Raw genomic sequence first — 23,416 nt, forward strand, 5'->3', positions numbered from 1 at the left:
ATGAAGATCGAACCGCGACGCACCGACCATGTGCTTGGTGACGCTTCATCATGGCGCGGCTTTGTTCTTCATGGTGAGGATCATGGTCTGATCCGTGAGCGGGCGATCAAGGTCGCGGGTCAGATCGTGCCGGATAAAGGTGATCCTTTCCGCGTCGTCGTGCTGGACCGGGAAGGTCATGCCCGCCTTGAAGAGGAGGCCACGGCGCTTTCCCTGATCGGCGGGCGGCGGCTCATCTGGGTGCGGGATGGGCAGGATCCTCTTCTGCCAATGTTGGAGCGCGCGCTTGATGGCGCAGCCGACAATGTCATTCTCATTGAAGCGTCGGGGCTGGCTTCACGCTCCAAACTGCGCAGCGCGATGGAAAAGCGGCCAGATGTCGCTGTGATTGCGTGTTACGCGGAGGAAGGGCGATCCCTTTCTGCCGCGTTGCGCACGATGTTTGACGCGGCACACATCCGGGTGGATCGGGATGCGATGGCGTGGCTGTCAAGCGTGCTTCCCGCCGATCGCGCCGTCATCCGTCAGGAGGTTGAAAAGCTCATCCTGTTTGCTGAACCGTCAGCACCGCTCAGCCTTGATGATGTGCAACTCTGCATCGGTGACACGCGTGCGGAAAGCCTCAGCAATGCCACCTCAAGCGCGCTGGCGGGTGAGCGTGCGCAGGCCGATGCGGCGATTGAGCGCGCCATCGCGGATGGCGCGGCGCCGGTGGCCATTGCTCGCGCGTGCTCTTACGCGCTTCTGCGTGTCCTGACGGTCCGACACGCGATGGATGAGGGCGCATCCCCCTCCGAGGCGGAACGCGGCTTGCGCCCGCCGCTTTTCTTTAAGGTCGCTGATCTCTTTCGCACGGCTGTGCGGCGTTGGGACAGCGCCGCGCTTCTCGCTGCCTGTTCCGCAACGCAGGAGCTGGAGCTGGCCTGTAAGCAGACGGGGGCACCTGATTACGCCCTCGCGCGCCGGCATATGGCCCGCTTATGTTTCGGGCCACGCGCTTTCTCCGCTTGACGGGCCTGGTTTTCAAGCCCGGTCATCGACCGAAAATCCCGGCATCACGCGTTGCGCAGGCGCCGCCTTAAGTCCCTCGAAACAGAAAAGATATAGGATGACCCGCGTCGCCGATCAGCTGTCGGCGAGGCGCGTCAAAATGCGCGCTTTCCAACATTTCATCGCGGGAACACCGTCCCTCACTGATCGTTTAATTAACCTAACATTCAGCAAATGAGATGCGAAATGAGTAACGGAAAAGCGAAAGACAGGAAGATGTCGGATGCACGTCGTTCGGTCTTGAAAGGCGCCGCGGCGGGCCTGGCCGGTCTGGTCGCCACATCGTCCCGCGCCGAGAGTCGGGCAGCGGGGCAGAACATGGCCGCGCCACCGATTTCAGATTACCGGAACCTTTACCCGAAGGGGCCCTTCTCCGAACAACCGCAAAATTGGCCGGGCCTGGCGAGTAAAATGTTGCCGCGGCCGGACCATGGGGAGGAAACCTATCACGGAAACGGCAAGATGGCGGGGCGTAAATGCCTGATCACGGGCGGCGATTCCGGCATCGGGCGCGCCGTCGCGATCGCTTTTGCGCGCGAGGGGGCGGATGTCGCCATCAATTACCTTCCTCAGGAGGAGGAAGATGCGCGTGAAGTCATTGCCCTGATAAAAAAGGAAGGCCGCAAGGCGATTGCCTTGCCGGGCGACCTCCGCGATGAGGCTTTCTGCAAAAAACTGGTCAATGATGCGGCGCGCCAGCTTGAAGGTCTGGACACGCTGGTCAATGTCGCGGGTCGGCAGAAATTTTACAAAGACATCGTCGAGATGACGACGGAAGATTTCGACTGGACGATGAAAACGAATATTTACGCCTTGTTCTGGCTGGTGCGCGCCGCTGTGCCGCTTCTGCCCAAAGGTGGGGTGATTATCAATACGGCTTCCACCAATGCGTATGAGCCGATGGAAATCCTGATCGATTACAGCATGACGAAGGCCGCCATTACAAACATGACGAAATCCCTCGCCAAGCAGCTCGGGCCGCGCGCCATACGCGTCAATGCCGTCGCGCCGGGGCCTTTCTGGACGGCGCTTCAGACAAGTGGCGGGCAGCCGAAGGAAAAATATATGCCGATGGGCCAGGACACGGTTATTGGACGCGTCGGGCAGCCGGTCGAGATCGCGCCGACATATGTAACCCTGGCCTCCAGTGAGGCAAGTTACCTTACGGGGCAGGTTTGGGGTATCACGGGTGGCAATGGGCTGCCGGGGTGACGTTGATAGGGTGGGCGGCGCACATTTATAAGCGCGTTGCGCCGCCCCTTTTTAAAGCGGCGTGCGGCGCGGATCACATTGTCACGCTGGAAAGTGGTCAGGTGCGATTGGACACCCGGCGGGAGAGAATGTTTTCGGAAAGAGCAAGGCGGATTATGTCTTGACGTGCCGGTTGCGTACGCGACGATGCAGGCAAGGTACTACGCTCATGTTACGGAGTTAATGTGCGCGATGGCGGCAAGGCTGGACGTCAGAAGATTACGGGGAGGGAGATCGGTGCGAGCGTGGATCATGCGTATACCCATCTCCGTGCTTCTTGCTCTCGCCGTGCTCAGCGCCATCGTGATGGGCGCGGTCTTCGCAGCGCCCTATGCGCACCTCTATGATATGACGCCGTTTGAAAGTCATATCGTCGACACAATCCAACGGGATGGTCATCGGGTGGGTGTCATGCAACGAAATGACAACTCGCTTCATCTCGGTTACACGCCGATCGGACCAAGCTGGCGAGCCGGTCCCTACGCGCTGGGTGCCGATGCGCAAGGCCGGGATGTCGCGTCACGCCTCCTTTACGGTGGTCGCAACAGCCTCATGATCGCCAGTGCGGCGGCGCTTCTCGGGCTGACACTCGCGACATTTCTGTCCCTTTGGGCAGGTTTTGCCGGGGGGTGGGTGGAACGGATCGTGTCATGGATCATGACCATGTTATGGGCGGTGCCCGTCTATCTTTTCGCAAGCTGCCTCTCCATGACGATGTTGCGGGACGGGCTCCATCTCGGCCCCGTGACTTTGACAGCCGATAACCGCCTCATCCCTGTTTGCGTCATCGCGGCCGTTTACCTTCCTTATGCAGCGCGCCTCCTGACGACCCGCGTCCGGCAATTGGCGCATCGTGACTACGTTAAAATCGCCGCTTCTTTCGGTGCGTCGCCTGTTAAAGTGGTGGTGCGGGAAATCCTGCCGGGGCTGCTTCTGTCCCTCATGACGTTTTTTCCGCTTCTGATGGCGCTTTGCCTGCTGGCGGAATCCGCTCTTTCCTTCCTGTCACTCGGTGTGCAGGCGCCGGATGTCTCCTGGGGGTCAATGATCCGCGACGGGGAGGGGCTGATTTATACCCGACCCGTCATTGCGCTCCTGCCGGGCATGATGATCATGCTGACCGTTCTCAGCCTCTATATCCTATCTGAAAGCTGGACCCGCGCCCTGGGCCGGCGCGACGTGATATGAGCTTCATCCTCCGACGCTTCGCCCATGGTTTCGCGGTCCTGGCGGGTATTTCCGTGGTGATGTTCACAGTCTTTTTCGCGACGCCAGGCACGGACCCCGCCGCCCGGCTCGCTGGTAAAGGCGCCAGCCCGGCTTTGCTGGCTGAAGTGCGTCACCAATATGGTTTCGACAGGCCGCTTCCGCAGCAATATGTCCTCATGATGTATGGGATTTTCATCCAACGCCGCCTGACATCCTATGTGCATCACGGACAGAATGTCGTGTCGCAGGTGATGGCGGCGGCGCCGGTTACATTCTCGCTTGTCGGGCTCGCGGCGGTGATGACCGCCCTGGGGTGTCTGTCCCTCGGTATGGGCGCCGCTTTGCTCGGGCACCGGGCCGGGGCCGGGCTGCTCGCGTTTCTGTGCCTTCTTATGGTGGCGACGCCCGTTTTCTGGCTGGGTGAAATCGTTAATATGGTGACGCAGGGTGCCTGGCATGATCGCTGGATTTTCAGGTGGGTGCCGGGTCTGGGCTACACGCCATGGACTCAGGACCCTGTCAGATGGTTGACGTGCCTCATCCTGCCCGCCGGGACGTTGTCCCTGGCTTTTACGGGCCTTTATGCGCGGATGCTGCGCGCGGAACTTCTGACAGCGATGCGCAGTGCGCCCATTCGGACGGCATGGGCGAAGGGGGCCGGACCGTTCCGGGTCTGGACGGCGCATGGTTTGCGGCTCTCCCTCAGCGGTGTCATTGCCTTATTCGGGATGGATTTTGCCCAGCTCGCCGGGGGTGGCGCGCTCCTCGTCGAAGTTGTTTTCGCTTTGCCCGGCATCGGGCATCTGGCCTTCGAAGCTCTGAACAGTTTTGACCTGCCCCTTTTGATGGCCGTCGTCATGTATGCGGCCCTGTCCATCGTGGTCACACAGGCACTGATCGACATTCTTCTGGCCAGGCTCGACCCCCGTTTAAAGTCCACGCCATGACCCCCGCGCCGCCTCTTCTTGATGTGCGTGGATTATCGGTGGCAACACCGGAGGGTATCACATTGGTCGAAGATGTGTCGTTTCTTGTCCAGCGCGGTGGCTCACTCGGCATCGTGGGAGAATCCGGTTCGGGCAAAAGCGTGACGGCGCTGACGATCGGAGGCCTCGTCCCGGAATTGATCGTGACGGGACAAAGGGTGTTTCAGGGTCAGGACCTGTCAGCGCTTTCCGCCAAAGCTTTGCGTGCGAAACGAGGGAGCGATCTCGCTTATGTCTTTCAGGATGCCGGAACTTCCATGCTCCCCGTGCGGACGATCGGCGCGCAAATCATGGAGCAGATCCGCCTTCATCAGAATGTCAGCCGTCACATGGCCCGGCGTGAGCTGATCACGCTTCTGCAGATGGTTGGCCTGCCGGACCCGCAGGAGATGCAGCATCGCTATGTTCACCAGCTTTCGGGCGGGATGCGGCAGAGAGCGATGATCGCGATGGCGATTTCATGCCAACCCGACCTCCTCATCGCGGATGAGCCTAATTCAGCCCTTGATGTAACGGTGCAGGCGCAGATCCTCGCGGCTTTACGCCGCCTGCAGAAATCCGGCATGGCGCTGATCCTTGTCACGCATGATATCGGCGTGGTGGCCGAAACCTGCGACCACATGGCTGTTTTCTATAGCGGCATGATACTTGAAAGCGGCCCGACCCACCTGATACTAAGCCGCCCGCGCCATCCTTACACCATGGCTCTACTGGCGACCGTCCCCACCCTGGAGGGGAAGCGCGGAGGGCGGCCATCGCCTTTGCCGATCATCAGGGGCACGTTGCCGCACCCTTCGGCGCGTCCGACGGGATGCGTCTTTGCACCGCGATGCCCGCGCGAAGGGCCGGAATGCCATGTCCGCCCCGCATTAAGGGATATTGACGGGCGGCAGGTGCGATGTATCAAAGCATGACCACACCCCTGATCGAGATGCGCGATATTTATAAAAGTTTTCCCGGTCACCGCCGAGGTAGCCCGATCCAGGCACTGCGCGGTGTCAGCCTGTCGCTTCAGCGCGGTGAAACGCTTGCGATTATCGGGGAATCCGGGTGCGGGAAAACGACATTGGGGCACATCATGGCGCGGATGTCGGCACCGGATCGGGGACAGATCCTTTTCGACGGTATTGATGTCACCCGACCGCGCCGACGCCAGAGGAACGCGCTGCGCCGCAAGATTCAGATGGTGTTGCAGGATAGCGGGGCGGCGTTTAATCCTTTCTGGCGGGTGGGGAGTGCGCTGCGTGCGCCGCTGAAAATAATCCGTCATGCCAACCCGACTCAACGTGCGCAGGAGGTGCTGGAAGCTGTCGGGTTGCCTTTAAGTGTCATGCATCAATTCCCGCAGGAATTATCCGGCGGCCAGCGGCAGCGCCTTAATATCGCGCGCGCTTTGACGATTGCCCCCGAATTGCTGATTGCTGATGAGCCCACATCCGCCCTGGATGTTTCGGTTCAGGCGCGCATCATTCAGTTACTGGCGGATCTCAACACGCAGCATCATTTGTCGATGGTTGTGATCACGCATAATCTTGCGACCGTTCCCTACCTCACACGCACGGTGGCAATTATGTATCTGGGGCGGATTGTGGAGTGGGGCGCGAGTGATGATGTGCTTTATGCGCCGCGTCATCCCTATACACGCCTGCTGATTGACTCTCTGCCGGGACGCCGAGGGAGACGTGCGGCGCCGCCGATGGGAGAAGTGCCCAGCCCAGTCCATCCACCCCCTGGCTGCGCCTTTCACCCGCGTTGTGTTCGGGCGCAGTCAATCTGCCGGGAGATCATGCCCGAACTCTCAGGCGCATCACTGAGCCCGCGCCGCGAGGCCTGTCACTTCCCGCTCGATGGATGAAGCGTTGCCACCGCGTGACGAGAGGCGCCTGAATATGAGCGGGCCGGTTCCGACAAGGTTAACTCTCTATCCAATGACAAAATTATCTGAGAAGATCCGATGGATTTTTCTGAAGAAAAGGTGCGTCGTGATGCGAGGAAAGACATGGCTTCTTCTGCTGCTATCGGCATGTCTGGCAAGCTGCGCCGCATCAGAACCGCGTGAATATCAGACCCCTATCAGCAGCCCCACGGAAAAGAAGCTGGATGACATCTTTCGAACCTTTGTGCGCCCGCGAAAAGGTCAGGATCACGGTGAAATCATTAACCGCGTTTCCGCTGCTTTTCTTGGTACAGCTTATCGCGGCGGCACGCTCATTGGCGGACCTGACGTGAAAGAGGCGCTGGTCGTGAATTTCAGTTTCGTTGATTGCACGACATTGATTGAATATGTCGAAGCGCTGTCGCGCAGTCATGACAGGGAGACGTTTCTACGGAACCTCGTTCATATTCGTTACGCGAATGACAAGGTGACTTATACCAGCCGACGACATTTCTTCTCTGACTGGTACTCGAGGCAGCCTCGTATTGCGCGCGATGTCACAGCGGAAATCAGCCCGGATTACGTGACGGTCGAAAAAGACCTTAATCGCCTGCCAAATGGCGAACCCGACTTGCCGGGTATCGGCTTCACGCCGCGCAAATTAACCTATATCCCAGCGGCGGCGATCAATGAGAACGTTCTGCATCATCTCCGGACGGGCGACTATGTGGGGATATATTCTTTTGGGGAACAGGAGGATGTCTCACATGTGGGCATCGTCGTGCGGCATGACGGGCGCGTCTGGTTTCGAAACGCCTCTTCCCTTCCTGAAAATGAAAAGGTCATCGATTCACCTTTTCTGGATTACATCCGCTTTAAACCAGGTATGATCGTGATACGAGCCGAACAGACTGGCTACTGACGGAGATGCCAAATGAAAATCTATCACGCCGTCAGAAATCGTAACTTATTATTTCTGACGATAACCCTCATTTTAACTTCCTGCCAAACGGTCCCATCAGGTAAAGAGGCGCAGGATGCTGCCTATCCTGGTCGTGCGGCAGCTCTTTACATTGATCCGACAAAAACAATCTTTCCACTCGATAATTATCCGCAAATTGTTGATAAATGGCTTCCTGCGGGGCCTGACTCAAATACGCCGCTTATGGATGAGGCGACGCAGCAGAAATATTTTGCCGCTTTGAAAACCCGTTATTTCGGCCTTGGGCGGGATGAAAATTCACCCTGGAACGCGACTTACATCGCCTCTGTCCTGAAAAAAGGGCCGGAAACTGTCCGAGATGCCAGTGTCAGTCAGTTGCTTTCAGATAAGAAAGTTCTGTGGGGGCAGAATTTCAGGCCCCACTCAACCCGTTGGAAGTCGGAAGTTAGGGGGAATGCGGATACGGAAATCAGCCACGACTACCACCCCGCCCATCGCGCCATCGCCATCCGGGAATCATTGGTGAGGGTGCTCCCGACCGATGACCCGGCCTTTGACGATTACCGTCTGGCGGGGCAGGGCTATCCTTTTGATAATCTTCAAATGTCCTCCATCCGTCCCGGCGTCCCGGTTTACATATTGACGACCAGTCGCGATGAACGCTGGAAATATGTGCGCACGCCCACGGTGACAGGTTGGGTGCATAGTGAGGATGTTGCATCCGTCAGTCAGGGTTTCGTAACGGATTGGGTGGGGATGGCCAATCGCAATCTCGGCGCCATCATCCGGGATTCTGTCAGTGTCGCCGATGGCGGTCGATTCTTCTTCACCGCGCGGCCGGGCACGATATTGCCGTTCCGAAAGTTGCGGCATGGTATTTTTCAGGTTGCGGTTCCAGCGCAAGGCCGGGGCGAGGGTGCGGAGCGCCATTGGGTGACGCTGGATGATCAAGCTTTTGTCCCGATGCCGTGGCAAATGGTACCGGGCCATCTCGCGACCCTGTTACGGACAATGGGCGACCGGCCTTATGGATGGGGGAACGACTACTTCCATAATGACTGCTCTGCCGAATTGCGCAGTCTGCTCATGCCGTTCGGCATCTTCCTGCCTCGGAATTCGGCCGCGCAAATCCAATCTGCTGCTCGCGTGGTTGATCTCAGCAAAGAGGACGTTGATGCGCGCCTGGCTTATCTGAGGGATCACGGTAAGCCCTTCAGAACGCTCATCTACATTCCGGGCCATATCATGCTTTATATCGGCAATACGGTAATGAACGGGCAAAATGTCCCGATGACCTATCAGGATCTCTGGGGGCTTCGACCCAAAAACGGGAAGAGCCGCAGCATCGTCGGCGGCTCTGTCTTTTTCCCTCTGCTCGCCGCTTATCCGGAAGACCCGGATCTCGTCTCTCTCGCGGGGAAAACACAGTTCAAACTGGGTTTTATTGAGTAAAAACTCATTGCCGGAAACGTCTCTGAGTGGTGCGTCATTGATTGAGAGGTTGATGATGCACCATCCATACCCGAATTTTTGTCGGAATCCCTGCTCAATTGAGATGGGACGATGGAAACGCGGCGCGCGCGACGGCCGATACGTATCGGAGAGGTGACTTTAAAGAGCGCAGGCGACGCGTGGGCTTCCGATAGGAAGCTTTGACACGCGCCGTGCCAGTCACGGGACAAGGGAGGCGGGCGGCGGGAGCCGTCCGTCCCGTCATTCAAGTAAGGCCGCCAGGAATGCGTTGATAACTTGCGATCGGAAGCGCCGCGACGCTGTCGTGACCTTCCAAGCCACGCAGATTTTTACTGCGCGGCGAAGCATGGCCGCCTCGGCAGAAAGCCGGATTAACCCTGGCAGGTCAGCGGACATGCCGGTCAGGCTGTCGCCGGCGGCTCACCATTGACTTTGCCGTCAGGGGTCTGACTATCGACGAGGCGCGGAAGAATCATGGCCAAGGCGGGCATGATCAGTGACGACGAGATTCCCGTTTTGGAAATCAGCGTCTGCACCTGCTCGTTCGATAGGAGAGTCTGAACTTCTTCCGTGGAGATCGGCAGGTTTTTGCCATTGCCGATCCAGGATCGCACTTTTTCGTCCAATCCCGCCGCTTTCGCCTGTTGAAGAAGGGTCTGGATACCTTGCTCTGACATAAGCAGCTCACTCAGGCTGCCGCCCAGTTTCTTCTGCAGCGGGCCACTTAGGCCGCTTATGGCTGAATTAAGAATGTTATTGAAAAATCCGCTCATGGCACCCAATCCTGTTGATCGGGGAAGGGGTGCGCACAGACTTAACTGGCCTTCTCCAGCCCCGGCATTTCAATGTCAATTTCCAGCGTGGCGCATTCACCATTGGCGCTGTCCATTTTGACGTGAACCTTTTCATCATCAATGGCGACATGCTTTTTGATGACAGCAAGGATCTCGCTCTGTAACTTTTTGATAAGCTCAGAGTTCCCGTGATTGGACCGCTCATGCGCGAGGAGAATCTGCAATCTGTCGCGGGCGACGGAACTGGTTTTGGGCCGGGAGAAAAAGTTGAATAGGCTCATGCTGATCTCTTTTTGAACAACCGGTCCAGGATGCCCTTGCGCTCAACCGGAATCTGAAGGTCGATCTTTTCCCCGTTCAAGCGTTTCGCGGCGTCGACATAGGCCCGCGCCGGGGCGGAATCGGGGTTTGAGAGGGTGACGGGCGCCCCGACATTGGAGGCTTTCAGCACTTCCTCACTCTCCGGCACGATGCCGATCAGCGGGACAGAGAGGATTTCCAGCACGTCCTCCGTATTCAGCATTTCGCCTCGCGCGGCGCGGTTAGGGTCATAGCGGGTGAGGAGGAGGAATTTCTCGACCTTCTCACCCTCAATGGCGCGCTCCGTCGTGCTGTCGAGCAAGCCGATAATGCGGTCACTATCGCGCACGGAGCTGACTTCCGGGTTGGTCACGACTACGGCCATATCGGCGTGATGCATCGCCATCTGCGCCCCACGCTCGATGCCAGCCGGACTGTCACAGATGATCCAGTCGAATTTCTCACGCAGTTCAGCCATGACGCGGGCCACGCCCTCAGATGTCAGCGCGTCTTTATCCCGTGTCTGCGAGGCAGGCAGGATGGAGAGCGTCTCACATCTTTTATCCTTGATAAGCGCCTGGCCGAGCTTGGCATCTCCCTGGATGACATTGACGAAATCGAACACGACGCGGCGTTCCGCCCCCATGACGAGATCGAGGTTGCGCAGTCCGACATCGAAATCGACGACGACCACATTTTTGCCATCCCGCGCCAGCGCGGCACCTAGTGCCGCTGTCGACGTGGTTTTGCCTACACCGCCCTTACCCGACGTGACTACCAGCACTTTGGCCATATGCGCTCCAGGTTCCTCTTAGTTTTATGGTCCGATCAGGACGTCGCAGTCTACTGACATTGAAACGTTCTCGGCAACGCGGAAAATTCAGAAATAAAGTTCAGGTGAGCGGATGCATCAGGACATGATCGGAATCCAACAGGGCTTGCGCGGGTTGACCGACACTTTGCTGATCGATCTCCTCCGCCGTCATGTAAAAGCCATCGATGGCGAGGAGTTCCGCAAACATGCGCCGCGCGAAGATCCGGGCCGCCCCGTTGCCGCCGACCCCGGCAATGGCCCGGCCGCGGAGGGGGCCATAGACATGGATGCTGCCGGAGGCAATCAGCTCCGCCCCGGGGGCCACGCCACCAGCGACGACGATGTCACCTTCCAGCCAGGTCACGATCTGCCCGGATCGCACCGGCGTCTCGACAAAAAGCGTGCGCCCTGCTGTGAGGGTGAATTCGCCTGCCGTGCCCTCCGCCTCCGTTGCGTCCGGGGGCGCGATATCATGGGCGCGCCCCCCGGTCAGAACGGGCGGAAAATCCCAATTGCGCAGGGCCGGCCATGTGCGGTCGCCCCCTTCAATGCTGACCGGTATGATATGGCGATCCCGCAAGGCCGCCTGGAGGTCCGCCAGCCCTTCAGCAGCAGCATCCAGTAGACCGAGATCAAGGATAATCGGCTTGCCGCTGAGAAAAGCGGATGAGCGCGCCACCTGATGATCAAGCGCGGACAGCCAATCCGCAATCGGGGCCTGAGGGGCAAGGACGAGGGCCATAAATGAGCGCCCACAGGCCCGTATGGTCATAGGACGCGGGGATTGGGCGATGTCGACTGTTTGCTCGGACATTAAATCTTCTCAAAAAGCATGAAGCGAATGCGGGCTTTTAAAGTTTGAGCTTGTAACACGGTTTGGCTTGTTGCCAACGTCAACGCCCATTAATGAGTACCGGATGCGCATTCTTTATCACCTTCCTTTATCACCTCAAAGTCGTCTTGCACGGCTCTCTCTCTCGGAAAGACGCATTCCCTTTGAGACGCGCGTGGAAAACGTCTGGGAAAGTGGCGAGGACTTCCTCGCACTCAACCCGGCGCGTGAAGTGCCCGTGTTGGTTGAGGAGTACGGCCTTGCCGTCCCTGGCGGTAGTGTTATCGCGGAATATCTTGAGGAAGCCTATACGGGCGCAACTTTATTGGGTCATACTCTCGAAGAGCGTATCGAGACGCGTCGGCTTCTCAACTGGTTCGACGTTAAATTTCATAATGAAGTGTCACGAAACCTGTTGGGGGAAAAGGTCGATAAGCGGATCTCCGGCCGTGGCACGCCGGACGGGACGGCGATCCGCGCTGGTTACGCCAATCTGCGCTTTCACCTCGATTATATTGGCTGGCTTTCGGAAACGCGTGCCTGGCTGGGCGGCGCACAGCTCACTTATGCCGATCTCGCGGCTGCCGCGCATCTGTCCTGTCTCGATTTTATCGGGGATATTGACTGGTCACGCGCCCCCTTCGCGAAGGACTGGTATGCGCGCGTCAAATCCCGCCCCAGCTTCCGGGCTCTTCTGCATGATAAGCTGCCCGGCTTTACCCCGCCGCCTTATTATATGGACCTTGATTTCTGAAGCGTCGACTCTGGCGACAGAGCGCCAGTCACGCCCTGATAAAATCCAAGCCCCGTGCAACGTAAGGCAAACGAACCCGACACCGGCCTGATGCGCTTACGTGAGAAGAGATTCCGTGCGGAGTGACAAGGATGACGAAAGTAATCGCGATTTTGGCCACCCATGGCGTTGAGGAGGTTGAACTCCTGAAACCCTGGAAGAAACTCAAAAAAGCAGGTTATGAAACCTGGCTCGTCGCGCCGGAGAAGGGTCGCATCCAATCCATGCGGGGCGATATCAAACCTCGGAAGAAATATAAGGCAAATTTAACGCTTGAGGAGGCTGCCGACCGGCGCCTCGACGGCCTTGTCCTGCCAGGTGGAACGGTCAACGCGGATACGTTACGTGGAAACCCCGCCGCCATTGCCTTTGTCCGCAAATTTGTCCGCAGCGAGGCGCCGATTGCGGTCATCTGCCACGGTGCCTGGATTCTGATCGAGGCGAAGGGCGTCAAATCACGACATATGACATCCTGGCCCACATTGAGGACGGAGCTCGAGTACGCAGGCGCGCATTGGAGAGATGAAGCGCTGGTTGAGGACCGAAATATGATCTCCTCACGCAAGCCTGATGATCTCGACATCTTCTGTGAGGCGCTTATCGGGCAATATGAACGCCCCACCCCCGAGGCGCAGCCGCGGCGGCGGCCCCTCCGCGCGGCCCCGTCAAAAGTGAAGCGGGGTAGTGAGGCGGAAGGGGCCAAAGCCCGACCTGCCGCGGGGACCAGAAAACGCAAACCGTCGGCAAGGCCCGCTACGGCGCGTCAAGGTGCGTGATTGAGCAGATGAAAGGCGGCAATCCTGTCACCCTGCGGCGCCACGCCAAGAAACGCCCCCCGTGCATCATAGACGCGACCGTCCGAATTTTGCCGACCGAGAATGCCGCCTTCCGCTGAGGTGAAGCGCCCGTTATCAACACGCGCCAAAAGTCGGCCCCGCGCGTCGGAAATGCGACCCAACGCGTCCAGATGCAGGCGGAAATCACTGCGTGGACCGGTGACGAGATCATTCGCCGTGCGATGGTTGAAAAGCCTGCCTGCGCCTTCATAAGCCTGGCCTTCCGTCAGATCTTTGGAGAAGATCCCGCCACGCGCGTCGGTGGTGCGGCCGAGATCATCCATGTCCTGAGCAGCCGCCATGCCCGGCATGATCGTAAAAAAGGTCAGGATGCAGAGACAGGGTGTACGGAATAATCTCATCAAGAGCCTCATATAATAACCATGGTCACGAAGGCGAGGTGGTATAAATCACAGCAAATCATCACATGTTTTTATTGTGGAAGATACGGTAAAAAATAATGAATAGCGGCGCGATGCTTAGGTATCCCCGAACCTGCCATCGCGGGACAGGAAAGTTTTATCGCGCAAATCGGTGATTGACCCTTGACGCGACGCCGTCTTGAGGCAGGCTTTCGCCATCCTTCACAAATTAACAGATCACGGAATCATTCTCCATGCATGTCGCCGTCGCCTCCTTTCTCCCCTGGCTCATCGCGTTTTTCTGCCTCGGGGTCGCTCTTTCTGTCTGGTTACGCGCGGGGAGGCGCGGCACGGCGGATCTTCTGACGCAGCTCGATCAGATGAAGACGCATGTTCAGGATACGCAGAGCACGGAAAGTCGCGCGACGCAACTGGCATTTCGGGAGGCGGAGCGCGCCCTGACCGCGCGCATGGAACGCATGCATCTGGACGTGAATGAGCGGCTCGGCGATGTCGCGCAACGCCTCTGGCGAGAGCACGCGGAGGCCCGACTTGCGCAATCAGATGCGCTGAAGGAAATGGCAACTTCCAACGCGACGCAGCTTGCGGCCATACGCGCTTCCGTCAATGAGCAATTGAGCGCCAGCGTTGAAAAACAGATGCAGACCTCCTTCGCCCGTGTGGTCGAGCAATTTGCCGAAATGCAGAAAGCGATCGGGGAAGTAACGGCTGTCAGCGCCCAGATCGGTGATCTCAAACGTTTATTCACCAATGTCAAAACCCGTGGTGGCTGGGGTGAGGCGCAGCTTAAAGCGATCCTCGATGATATTCTGCCGCCCGACGCTTATGAATGTAATTTCCGCATCCCGGAGAAAAACGTCTTCGTCGAATTTGCGATCAAAATGCCTTCACGCGCCCATCCGGCACCTTACCTGTCGATCGACTGTAAATTCCCGACCGATTCATATGAGCGGCTTCTGAGCGCCATCGAGCGCGCCGATGCACCCGCGGAGCGGATTGAGCGCCGAAATCTCGAAACGGCGATTCGCCTTGAGGCCCGAAAAATGGCGGAAAAATACATTTCGCCGCCCTCGACCGTGGAATTTGCCGTCCTTTACCTGCCGACCGACGGATTATACTCGGAAATCGCCCGTATCCCCGGCTTGATCGACGAACTTGGCCGCGTTTCCCGCATTATAGTGATGGGACCGTCAATCATCCCCGCGTTGTTGCGCACAGTGCATCTCGGTTATGTCACGATTGCCCTTGAGGAGCGGACAGACACCATCGCGCGGCTGCTTGGCGTCACCCGACAGGAAATCATGAAAATGGACAGCGTTCTCGAAAAATTGGCCAAAGGCGCCGGAACGATGAGCAACACAATTGAGGCTGCTCGTCGCCGCACGCGCGTACTCGGCAAGAGGCTTCGTGAACTCGATGCGATTGAGGACGCGACGGAAAGGGACCTCGAGGATGAAATTTAAATTCGCTTTTAGTTCAGACATCTCAACGTTTAAGTAATTATAAGCCATGGTCAGACAGGATAGAAAAGTTTCGCAGGACGATCGTGACGAGAAAGCGCCGCATGTGCTCGTCGTTGAGGATGACGACACATTGGCTGCCGAAATCGTTGCGGAGCTTGAGTCGCGTGGTTTCAAGACGGACCGCGCTGCCGACGGGCGTGAAGCGCTTTCGACCGCGCGGAGCGGACAATTTGATATATTCGTGATGGACAGGATGCTGCCGCATGTTGACGGGCTGAGCGTCATTGAAGAGCTGCGTCAGAGTGAAATCATGACGCCGGTCCTCGTGCTCTCGGCTTTATCTGCCGTTGATGAACGCGTGCAGGGTTTCAAGGCGGGTGGGGATGATTACCTCGTCAAGCCCTTCGCGATGGATGAGCTGGTCGCACGTCTGGAGGCGCTCCTGCGTCGCCCGAATTCGTCCCGCGCCACTAAACTTCGCGTGGGACCACTTGAGATGGACCTTATCGATCGCAAGGTGGATCGCATGGGGCGCGAGGTTGACCTCCTGCCGCGTGAGTTTCGCCTGCTTGAATATCTCATGCGACGCCCGAATCAGGTCCTGACCCGCACCATGCTGCTTGAGGATGTCTGGAATTATCGTTTCATCCCCCAGACAAATCTCGTCGATGTGCATATCGGCAAATTGCGGCGCAAGGTGGATGCCCCCGGTGAGACGCCGCTTATCCATAGTATCAGGGGGGCCGGGTTCATGCTGCGTATCCAGGACTGATTTGCAGATTCTGGGGCTTTTCAGGACCGCGACATTCAGACTGACGCTCGCCGTCGTCTTTACCGTCGTTGCGGGTGTCGCGAGCAACCTGACCTTCTTCTATCTGAGATTTGTCAGTTCGGAGATTATTTATCTTCAGAATGTCCTGCGGCGTGAGGCTTTCATGATCGCCCAGCGCCCGGAACTGACAATCGTGCAGGTGCTCGAGGGTATCAATGGCAGTAAAATCCACCTGACTCTTGATGGGGTTGGGCTTTTTGACCGGGATTTAAGTTATATCGCCGGAGATTTCCCTTCCTGGCCCGACGGGTTACGTATTGAGGATGACGTTCAGCAGCTTAATTATGCGCCACCCCTCCGCCCGCGCTATAATTACCTGTTTCTGACAGCGCGCCTTCCGTCACGCCATGTGCTTGTTTTTGCGATTTCGCAGCGGCGTCTTGATAGTTTGCGCAATTCTCTGCTGCACACGATGGTTTACTCCCTCCTGCCACTTATCGCCTTCGCTTTAAGTGTCGGGATTTACCTCAGTCACCGCACATTATCCCGCGTTGGCGGGCTGAATGAGGCGATTGAGCGTATCATGGAGGGGGACCTCTCGGGCCGTTTACCTGCAGGCCGGTCCCGCGATGATCTTGAACGTCTGGCGGGTTCCGTTAATCGGATGCTGGACCGCATTGAATATCTGATGGTTGAAATCCGCAATGTCGGGAATGACATTGCGCATGACCTCAGGACTCCGCTTTCCCGTATGCGGGTGCGGTTGGAGCGGGCCTTGAATGGAGAGCGCAACGCAGCCGAATTGCATGAGGTAATCGAAAAAGCGACGCAGGATCTTGACCAGTGCTTTTCAACCATCACGGCGATCCTGCGCATTGCGGAACTTGAGGACGGACGGCGCAAGGCGGGTTTTGCGACGCATGATCTCCGCATTATCGTGGCAGATATGGTTGAGCTTTACGAGCCGATTGCCGAGACCCATCAGCTCACCCTGATTGATAAATCATCCCGTGGCGACCCGTTGCCGATCAATTGCGACCGGGATCTGCTGATTGAGGTCATGGCCAATCTTCTCGATAATGCCATCAAATTCACGCCCGCTGGCGGTCACATCGAGGCAGCGGCCTATCGTGAGGGCAATCAGATTGTGCTGCGTATCGCGGATACCGGCATTGGCATCCCTGAATCTGAGCGTAAGGCGGTGATCGGGCGTTTTTACCGGTCGGATAAAAGTCGCCACATCCCAGGGAGCGGCCTTGGGCTCAGTCTGGTCATGGCCATCCTCCGCCTGCATGGAACTGCGCTCGAAATCTCGTCTTATCGAGAGGGGACGGCCAATCCAGGCGCTGTTTTCCAGATGTCTTTCACGATGCATCAGGAGGAGGAGACCGACTCATTGCTGACAGAACCTCTACCCGAAACCCTCTGAACCGCCGGCGGGCTTCGTTATAACCAGCCGATTTTCAAGCCAATCCGAGCAGAAACCTGACCATAGTTTCATGTGGCGCGGTGTGGAGTCGATGCGTCGAAACGTGATAAAGCTGCGTTTCGCCCGCATACGCCCTCGATTTTCGGACCGTCTGGATGAATAAAGTTGTCATCACCGCGCTGCGGCGCCCCTATAGTTTTGTCGTCCTTTCCGTCCTGATTGTCATTTTCGGCGTGCGCGCGGCCATCACGACGCCGACCGATGTTTTTCCGAGCATTAAAATCCCGGTTGTGGCCGTCATCTGGTCCTATCTTGGCCTCATGCCGGAGGATATGTCGGGCCGGATCGTCTATTATTATGAGCGCGCCCTGACCACGACGGTCAATAATATCGAGCATATTGAAAGTGGCTCTTTCTACGGGCGCGGCATCGTCAAGGTGTTTTTCCAGCCGGGCGCGGATGTTTCAACGGCGCAGACGCAGATCACCTCCGTCTCCCAGACAATTATCAAGCAGTTGCCGCAAGGGGCGACGCCACCGCTGATCCTGGCCTATGACGCGTCCTCCGTCCCCGTTTTGACTCTTCAGATCAATTCAGAGACGATGAACGGTGCGGACCTTTATAATCTGGCGTCCAACCTGATTCGCCCGCAACTCGTGTCGATACCGGGCGTGGCCATACCCGCACCTTATGGCGGCCTTGCGCCCTACATCACCGTGGACATCGTGCCATCCAAGCTCATGGCGCATAATCTTTCGGCGGTCGATGTCGGGAATGCACTCAATAAACAGAATATCGTGCTCCCCGCCGGTGATCAGCGCATCGGTCCCTATGATTATATGGTTGAGACGAATGCCCAGCCGAAAGAGATCGAGGCTTTCAATAACCTCCCTCTCAAACAGGTTGGGAATGCCGTCGTCTATCTGCGCGATGTCGCCAATGTGCACCCGGGTGGGCCGCCGCAAACAAATATGGTGCTCGTTAAAGGGCGGCAATCCGTCATGATGGTCATCATGAAAAGTGGTGACGCCTCGACGCTTTCCGTCGTGTCGGGGGTGAAAAAACTGCTGCCGCAGATTTCAGAGTCCCTCCCCAAGGGGACAAAAATAAAAATCCTGACGGATGCCTCAAAATTCGTCAAAGACTCCGTTGAGGATGTGGTGCGCGAAATGGTGATCGCCGCATTGCTGACCAGTCTGGCTGTGATGCTTTTCCTCGGCTCATGGCGCTCTACCCTGATTGTCTCGACATCCATCCCGCTGGCGATCCTCTCTTCACTGATCTTTCTGCAAATCTCGGGGCAGTCCATCAATGTGATGACGCTGGGCGGGCTGGCCCTCGCTGTCGGCATCCTTGTTGATGACGCGACCGTCATGGTTGAGAATATCGACGCGCATCTGGAAATGGGGAAGGATCTGGAAATCGCGATTATCGACGCGGCCAATCAGATCGTAATCCCGACCTTTGTCTCGACGACCTGTATCTGCATCGTCTGGTTTCCCCTCTTTGAACTGACAGGGGTGGCGGGATGGCTTTTCATGCCGATGGCGGAAGCGATTATTTACGCCATCGCGGCCTCTTTCATCCTGTCCCGAACGCTCGTGCCCACCATGGCGAAATATTTGCTGGCCGGTCATGATAAGGCGCAGGAGCACCCGGCAGATCATCATACGGCCGGGTTTTTCACACGGTTTCAGATGCGTTTTGAGACGGGTTTCAAGGATTTTCGCGACCGGTATGAGGTGCTCCTCAGCCATCTGATCGCGGCGCGGCGGCTTTTCATCCCTTCTTTCCTCGCTGTTTCGGTGGCGTCGATGGGCCTCTATCTTTTTGTCGGGCGTGATTTCTTCCCCGAAATCAAGTCGGGGACTTTACAGCTGCACATGCGTGCGCCCATTGGCACGCGATTGGAGGAATCCGGCAAGATCGCCTCGCTTGTCGAAAAGAAAATGCATGAGGTACTCCCCGGTAAAATCAGCTCCGTCCTGAGCAATTGCGGCCTGCCATTTTCCCAGATGAACCAGGCCTTCATCCCTTCACCGACTTTGGGCGCCGAGGATTGCGATATCACCGTGTCCCTGAAAAATGACGAGAGCCCGATCGCAACCTACCGCCAGGAATTGCGCGCGGCCTTGCTGGATGCGTTCCCGGGGACGCAATTTACCTTCCAGCCTGCCGATCTGACCGCGAAAATCCTCAATTTCGGGTTGCCCGCGCCGATTGATGTGCAGGTGGTGGGGCGCGACCTGTTCGGAAATTATGAATTTGCCAAAAGGTTGAAGAAGAAACTTCTGACCGTCCCCGGCCTGGCGGATCTCTCCATCCAGCAACCCATGACGAAGCCCACGATACGCGTGGCCGCGCAAAGAAGTTACGCCATGGGGACAGGCATTACGGAAGAGGATGTCGCGCGTAATGAACTCGTTGCGCTTTCAGGCAGTGCGCAGGTGGGGCAGGTTTACTGGCTGAGTCCGCAGGGCATCGCGCGCCTGATCGATGTGCAGGTGCCCGCAACCTATCTGCAAACCATGAATGATCTGGAGACGCTGCCGATCGATAAAGGGGATGGCAATCCTGAGAACAAGCCACCCCAGCTGCTTGGAGCGCTGTCAAAAATCAGCATGACGGGCACGCCGGCGCAGGTGTCGCATTATAACATTATCCCGGTCTTCGATATTTATGGGTCCAATGAAGGGCTGGATCTCGGCCGTGTCGTGGATGAGGTTAAAAAAGTGGCAGACTCCATGCGATCGCAATTACCACGCGGGTCCCACATTGTGTTGCGGGGACAGGCAGTGACGATGGTCGAGGCTTACGGGCAGCTGATCATCGGGCTCATTCTTTCTGTCGTGCTGGTTTATCTCGTGATCGTGGTCAATTTCCAATCCTGGCTTGACCCTTTCGTCATCATCACGGCTTTGCCAGGGGCGCTGGCCGGAATTGCGTGGAGCCTGTTCCTGACGCATACATCCCTTTCCGTCCCGGCCCTGACGGGGGCCATTATGTGTATGGGCACATCGACGGCCAATGCCATCCTCGTCGTCGCCTTCGCGCGGGAGCGGCTTGAAATCCACGGTGACGCCCTCAAAGCCGCGCTGGAGGCCGGGTATGAGCGGATACGCCCGGTTATCATGACGGCGCTTGCCATGATTGTCGGCATGATCCCGATGTCAATGAGCAACTCGGATAATGCGCCGATTGGTAAAGCTGTGATTGGCGGGTTGTTGGTGGCGACGGTTGCGACGTTGCTTTTCGTGCCCTGTGTTTTTGCCATGGTCCATCATCGCCGGACGGACCCCACCCCGGCAGAAGGAGTGCGGACATGAAGCTGGCCCATAACATTACGCTTCAACGAAAGCAGATCCTGATGCTGGTGGGGCGGCGGCGCTGCTGATTGCGCTGATCGGCATGATTGAACGGCACTTCCACTACCGTGCCCTGCGCAAAGAGGTGGAAGACCTGGCGCGCGTCCGCGTCACCATCATCCATGCCGAACCGGCACCGAAGGAGCGGAAGCTTGACCTGCCCGCCAATCTGGCCGCGTGGTATCAGGCGCCGATTTACGCGCAGGTCTCCGGCTATGTGAAGATGTGGTACAAGGATTACGGGGCGCACGTCAAAACCGGCGATATCCTCGCGGAAATCAGCACGCCAAGCCTTGACGCGCAATATGAGGCCGCGAAGGCCAATTACGAAGTCGTGGCCGCGCAATATCGATTGGCCGTCATCACCGCCGAACGCTGGGCGGCGCTGCGCAATACGCAGGCCGTCTCACGTCAGGAGGTTGATGTCCAGGCGGCGAATGCGGCAGCAAAAAAGGCGCAGGTGGATCAGGCGCGCCATGAGGTTGAGCGCTTCGAGGCGCTGGAAAATTTCAAGAAAATTGTCGCCCCCTTCGATGGGATTGTCACGTCGCGTCGCGTCAATGTTGGTGATTATGTCAATGAGGGCAGTGGCGACCTCAATGGGCGTGGCGGCGCGTCGGAATTATTCACGGTTGCGGATATTCACCGCATCCGCGTCTTTATTTCCATCCCGCAAGCCTATGCCTCGATCATCTCAGACAAGCTTTCGGCCAAAATAACTGTGCCGCAATATCCGGGTCGGAAGTTTACAGCGGCTTATCTCGCCACGGCGCAGGCATTTTCACCCGCGACGCGCACGGTCGTGACGGAGCTGGCGCTGGATAATAAGGACCATATTTTATGGCCGGACTCTTATGCGACGGCGCATTTCATCGTGCCGGGAACGCCGGATATCCTCATCATCCCGGTCAATGCGCTTATTTTTAGAGCGCAGGGGACGCAGGTTGCCACGGTGGTGGATCATCATATCCACCTTGTCAGCGTCGAGACCGGGATCAATTACGGCATGACGATCCAGATTATTGACGGTATCAAGCCGGGCGATGACATTGTCGGGAACCCGACCGCCGATATGATGGAGGGGGATGAAGTGAAGATTGTCCCCACCACGAAGGGTTACAATGACAAGGCCGCGCAATCCGCCGCCCCGCCGAACCATCCGGTCGCGCCCATCCAGGTGCTGCCGGACCGCGCTGCGCCGGAACATGTCGGTGCAACCCGCAAATGAGGCGCGTCCGGGGACAAAAACGCGGTGAAAGAGGGCGCGCTGCGCGTCGCTCCTTTTCAACGCTCCTCATTTTGCTGACGGGGTGTGATCTCGCACCGCATTATCAGCCGCCTCATTATATTTACCCGAATGGCTGGAAAGGTCAGGGCGTGCTGGAAGATGCACACCCGAATGATGCGGCTTCCCGCGGGACATGGTGGGCGGTTTTCAAAGACCCTGAACTAAATCGTCTTGAGACGCTGCTGGCGGAAAATAACCCGGACCTTCAGGCGCAGGCCGAAATCTTCACGCAGGCGCGTGACGTCGCCCGGGAGGCGGAGGCCCAGTTGTACCCGCAGGCCGGTGCAACAGGCGGGATGAGCAATAACCGCGCGTCCCGCACGCGGTTATGGCGCACGCAATCCAGTGCCTCACCCATCTACATGTCAAACGTCTTCTATAGTGGCGCCGCGACGTGGGAGCCGGATTTCTTCAATCAGATTCGCAATACCGAGCGCGGCCAGCGCAATCTGGCGCAGGCGGCGGCGGCGGATTACGCCAATCTGCGGCTGATGCTTCAGGCTGAACTGGCCTCCACTTATATCGGCCTACGCGGGTTGGATGCCCAGATCGCGGTCTATCGTGATTCCATCACCTATTTTGAGGCCGCCGTTAAAATCACGCGCCTGCGCCAGGCGGGGGCGATAGCCGCCGGGCTGGATGTGTCACGGGCTGAAAATCAGCTCCACAGCACCATCGCGGCGCTGGAAGGGGTGCAGGCGCAGCGTGAGGTGCTGGAACATGCGATCGCCGTCCTCGTCAACCGCGCGCCCGCTGCTTTCAGCATCGCGGCGCGGAAGCGTGACGTTGTGCTGCCCTATGACACGGTGCGCGTGCCGCAGGGCCTGCCATCCCAACTTCTTGAACGCCGCCCGGATATTGCCGCGGCGGAGCGCCGCCTGTCATCCGCCAGCCATGCGATCGGCGTGGCGCGCGCCGCCTTCTACCCGGTCGTGACGTTCAGCCTGAATGGCGGGTTTGAGAATAACGGCTTCAGCCTTGGCAATCTCGCCAACTCCATGTGGTCATATGGTGTGCAGGCGGTGGAGCCGGCCTTTACCGGCGGCCTGCGTCGCGCCGCCTTGCAGCAGGCCTGGGCGCAATATCGCCAATATGCGGACGCCTATCGCGGCACGATCCTTTCCGCCTTTCAGGATGTCGAAGATGGTCTTTCCCAGACGCGTTTTTATGACCGTCAGACGAAACAGCAATATGAGGCGGTGTCCGCGGCATTGCGCACGCAGCGCATGACGATGGCGCTTTATACAGGTGGACTGACCAATTACCTCGATGTCGTGGTGGCGCAACAGGCGGCGCTGACAGCCCGGATCGCCGCCGTGCAGGCGCAGACCGTGCAGCTTCAGGCCACTGTGCGGCTGATCCGCGCCCTGGGTGGCGGCTGGACGCGGCAGAGCCTGCCGACAATGAAGCAGATCAACCCGATCCATCCATTGCAATATGAGGGGCTGCACCAGGCCCTTCCGGTTGACGATGTCAGGGAAGGGGCCCATCCCGAATCATCCGACCTGACCGGGAAGGGGCCGTGAGCGGGCCGCTTCACCCTGTGCGCGGCGTGCCAG

21 protein-coding genes are annotated in these 23,416 nt (G+C 57.9%); 16 read left to right on the top strand and 5 right to left on the bottom strand.

Going from position 1 to position 23,416, the window contains the following annotated elements; translation table 11 throughout:
• From holA to CGLAMM_RS08850, 8 genes are all read left to right on the top strand, one after another.
• The gene (holA, locus tag CGLAMM_RS08815; protein WP_394818540.1) at window positions 1-1,011 is read left to right on the top strand and encodes a DNA polymerase III subunit delta; all 1,011 of its coding nucleotides are present in this window, start codon (window positions 1-3) and stop codon (window positions 1,009-1,011) included.
• A 225-nt stretch (window positions 1,012-1,236) separates the two neighbouring features.
• Entirely contained in the window at window positions 1,237-2,262 is a 1,026-nt protein-coding gene (locus CGLAMM_RS08820; protein ID WP_394818539.1) for an SDR family oxidoreductase, read from the top strand.
• Window positions 2,263-2,553: 291 nt separating this feature from the next.
• On the top strand, window positions 2,554-3,489 hold the full coding sequence (locus CGLAMM_RS08825) for an ABC transporter permease (RefSeq protein WP_394818538.1): 936 nt from the start codon (window positions 2,554-2,556) through the stop codon (window positions 3,487-3,489).
• Window positions 3,486-4,457, top strand: a complete 972-nt coding sequence (locus CGLAMM_RS08830; protein WP_394818537.1) for an ABC transporter permease — start codon at window positions 3,486-3,488, stop codon at window positions 4,455-4,457. Before CGLAMM_RS08825 ends, CGLAMM_RS08830 begins: the two co-directional genes overlap by 4 nt.
• Entirely contained in the window at window positions 4,454-5,410 is a 957-nt protein-coding gene (locus tag CGLAMM_RS08835; RefSeq protein WP_394818536.1) for an ABC transporter ATP-binding protein, read from the top strand. The genes CGLAMM_RS08830 and CGLAMM_RS08835 overlap by 4 nt, the downstream gene beginning before the upstream one ends.
• Window positions 5,407-6,351, top strand: a complete 945-nt coding sequence (locus tag CGLAMM_RS08840) for an ABC transporter ATP-binding protein (protein ID WP_394818535.1) — start codon at window positions 5,407-5,409, stop codon at window positions 6,349-6,351. The genes CGLAMM_RS08835 and CGLAMM_RS08840 overlap by 4 nt, the downstream gene beginning before the upstream one ends.
• A gap of 130 nt (window positions 6,352-6,481) precedes the next feature.
• A complete protein-coding gene (locus tag CGLAMM_RS08845) occupies window positions 6,482-7,294 on the top strand; it encodes an N-acetylmuramoyl-L-alanine amidase-like domain-containing protein (protein ID WP_394818534.1) in 813 nt (270 codons plus the stop codon).
• A gap of 12 nt (window positions 7,295-7,306) precedes the next feature.
• Complete coding sequence (locus CGLAMM_RS08850) at window positions 7,307-8,767, top strand: SH3 domain-containing protein (RefSeq protein ID WP_394818533.1); 1,461 nt, start codon at window positions 7,307-7,309, stop codon at window positions 8,765-8,767.
• A 422-nt stretch (window positions 8,768-9,189) separates the two neighbouring features.
• Here the strand turns inward: CGLAMM_RS08850 and CGLAMM_RS08855 are convergent, their stop codons facing one another.
• The 4 genes from CGLAMM_RS08855 to minC all read right to left on the bottom strand — a co-directional run bounded on the left by CGLAMM_RS08855 (window position 9,190) and on the right by minC (window position 11,438).
• The gene (locus CGLAMM_RS08855; RefSeq protein ID WP_394819061.1) at window positions 9,190-9,600 is read right to left on the bottom strand and encodes a YidB family protein; all 411 of its coding nucleotides are present in this window, start codon (window positions 9,598-9,600) and stop codon (window positions 9,190-9,192) included.
• A 2-nt stretch (window positions 9,601-9,602) separates the two neighbouring features.
• Window positions 9,603-9,863 carry a cell division topological specificity factor MinE gene (gene minE, locus CGLAMM_RS08860; RefSeq protein WP_319807040.1) on the bottom strand — a complete coding sequence of 87 codons (261 nt, stop codon included), beginning with the start codon at window positions 9,861-9,863 and terminating at the stop codon, window positions 9,603-9,605.
• Entirely contained in the window at window positions 9,860-10,675 is an 816-nt protein-coding gene (minD, locus tag CGLAMM_RS08865) for a septum site-determining protein MinD (protein ID WP_394818532.1), read from the bottom strand. The genes minE and minD overlap by 4 nt, the downstream gene beginning before the upstream one ends.
• A 100-nt stretch (window positions 10,676-10,775) precedes the next feature.
• Window positions 10,776-11,438, bottom strand: a complete 663-nt coding sequence (minC, locus tag CGLAMM_RS08870) for a septum site-determining protein MinC (RefSeq protein ID WP_418115610.1) — start codon at window positions 11,436-11,438, stop codon at window positions 10,776-10,778.
• A gap of 175 nt (window positions 11,439-11,613) precedes the next feature.
• Here minC and CGLAMM_RS08875 point away from each other — a divergent pair, with 175 nt between their 5' ends.
• Entirely contained in the window at window positions 11,614-12,282 is a 669-nt protein-coding gene (locus CGLAMM_RS08875; protein WP_394818530.1) for a glutathione S-transferase family protein, read from the top strand.
• A 131-nt stretch (window positions 12,283-12,413) separates the two neighbouring features.
• A complete protein-coding gene (locus CGLAMM_RS08880) occupies window positions 12,414-13,097 on the top strand; it encodes a DJ-1/PfpI family protein (protein WP_394818529.1) in 684 nt (227 codons plus the stop codon).
• Here the strand turns inward: CGLAMM_RS08880 and CGLAMM_RS08885 are convergent.
• Window positions 13,085-13,519: a hypothetical protein gene (locus CGLAMM_RS08885; RefSeq protein WP_394818528.1), complete on the bottom strand. Its 435-nt coding sequence runs from the start codon at window positions 13,517-13,519 to the stop codon at window positions 13,085-13,087. The genes CGLAMM_RS08880 and CGLAMM_RS08885 overlap by 13 nt on opposite strands.
• A gap of 254 nt (window positions 13,520-13,773) precedes the next feature.
• Here CGLAMM_RS08885 and CGLAMM_RS08890 point away from each other — a divergent pair, with 254 nt between their 5' ends.
• The 6 genes from CGLAMM_RS08890 to CGLAMM_RS08915 all read left to right on the top strand — a co-directional run bounded on the left by CGLAMM_RS08890 (window position 13,774) and on the right by CGLAMM_RS08915 (window position 23,383).
• Entirely contained in the window at window positions 13,774-15,003 is a 1,230-nt protein-coding gene (locus tag CGLAMM_RS08890) for a DNA recombination protein RmuC (RefSeq protein ID WP_394818527.1), read from the top strand.
• A gap of 46 nt (window positions 15,004-15,049) precedes the next feature.
• Entirely contained in the window at window positions 15,050-15,775 is a 726-nt protein-coding gene (locus CGLAMM_RS08895) for a response regulator transcription factor (protein ID WP_418115611.1), read from the top strand.
• Window position 15,776: 1 nt separating this feature from the next.
• Window positions 15,777-17,204: a sensor histidine kinase gene (locus tag CGLAMM_RS08900; RefSeq protein ID WP_418115612.1), complete on the top strand. Its 1,428-nt coding sequence runs from the start codon at window positions 15,777-15,779 to the stop codon at window positions 17,202-17,204.
• A gap of 155 nt (window positions 17,205-17,359) precedes the next feature.
• Window positions 17,360-20,530, top strand: a complete 3,171-nt coding sequence (locus CGLAMM_RS08905) for an efflux RND transporter permease subunit (protein ID WP_394818526.1) — start codon at window positions 17,360-17,362, stop codon at window positions 20,528-20,530.
• Between the two features lie 82 nt (window positions 20,531-20,612).
• The gene (locus CGLAMM_RS08910; protein WP_418115613.1) at window positions 20,613-21,797 is read left to right on the top strand and encodes an efflux RND transporter periplasmic adaptor subunit; all 1,185 of its coding nucleotides are present in this window, start codon (window positions 20,613-20,615) and stop codon (window positions 21,795-21,797) included.
• A complete protein-coding gene (locus CGLAMM_RS08915) occupies window positions 21,794-23,383 on the top strand; it encodes an efflux transporter outer membrane subunit (RefSeq protein ID WP_394818524.1) in 1,590 nt (529 codons plus the stop codon). The genes CGLAMM_RS08910 and CGLAMM_RS08915 overlap by 4 nt, the downstream gene beginning before the upstream one ends.
• The last annotated feature ends 33 nt before the right edge of the window (window positions 23,384-23,416 follow it).

This window comes from Sorlinia euscelidii (assembly GCF_036452135.1).
Taxonomy (GTDB): Bacteria; Pseudomonadota; Alphaproteobacteria; order Acetobacterales; family Acetobacteraceae; genus Sorlinia; species Sorlinia euscelidii.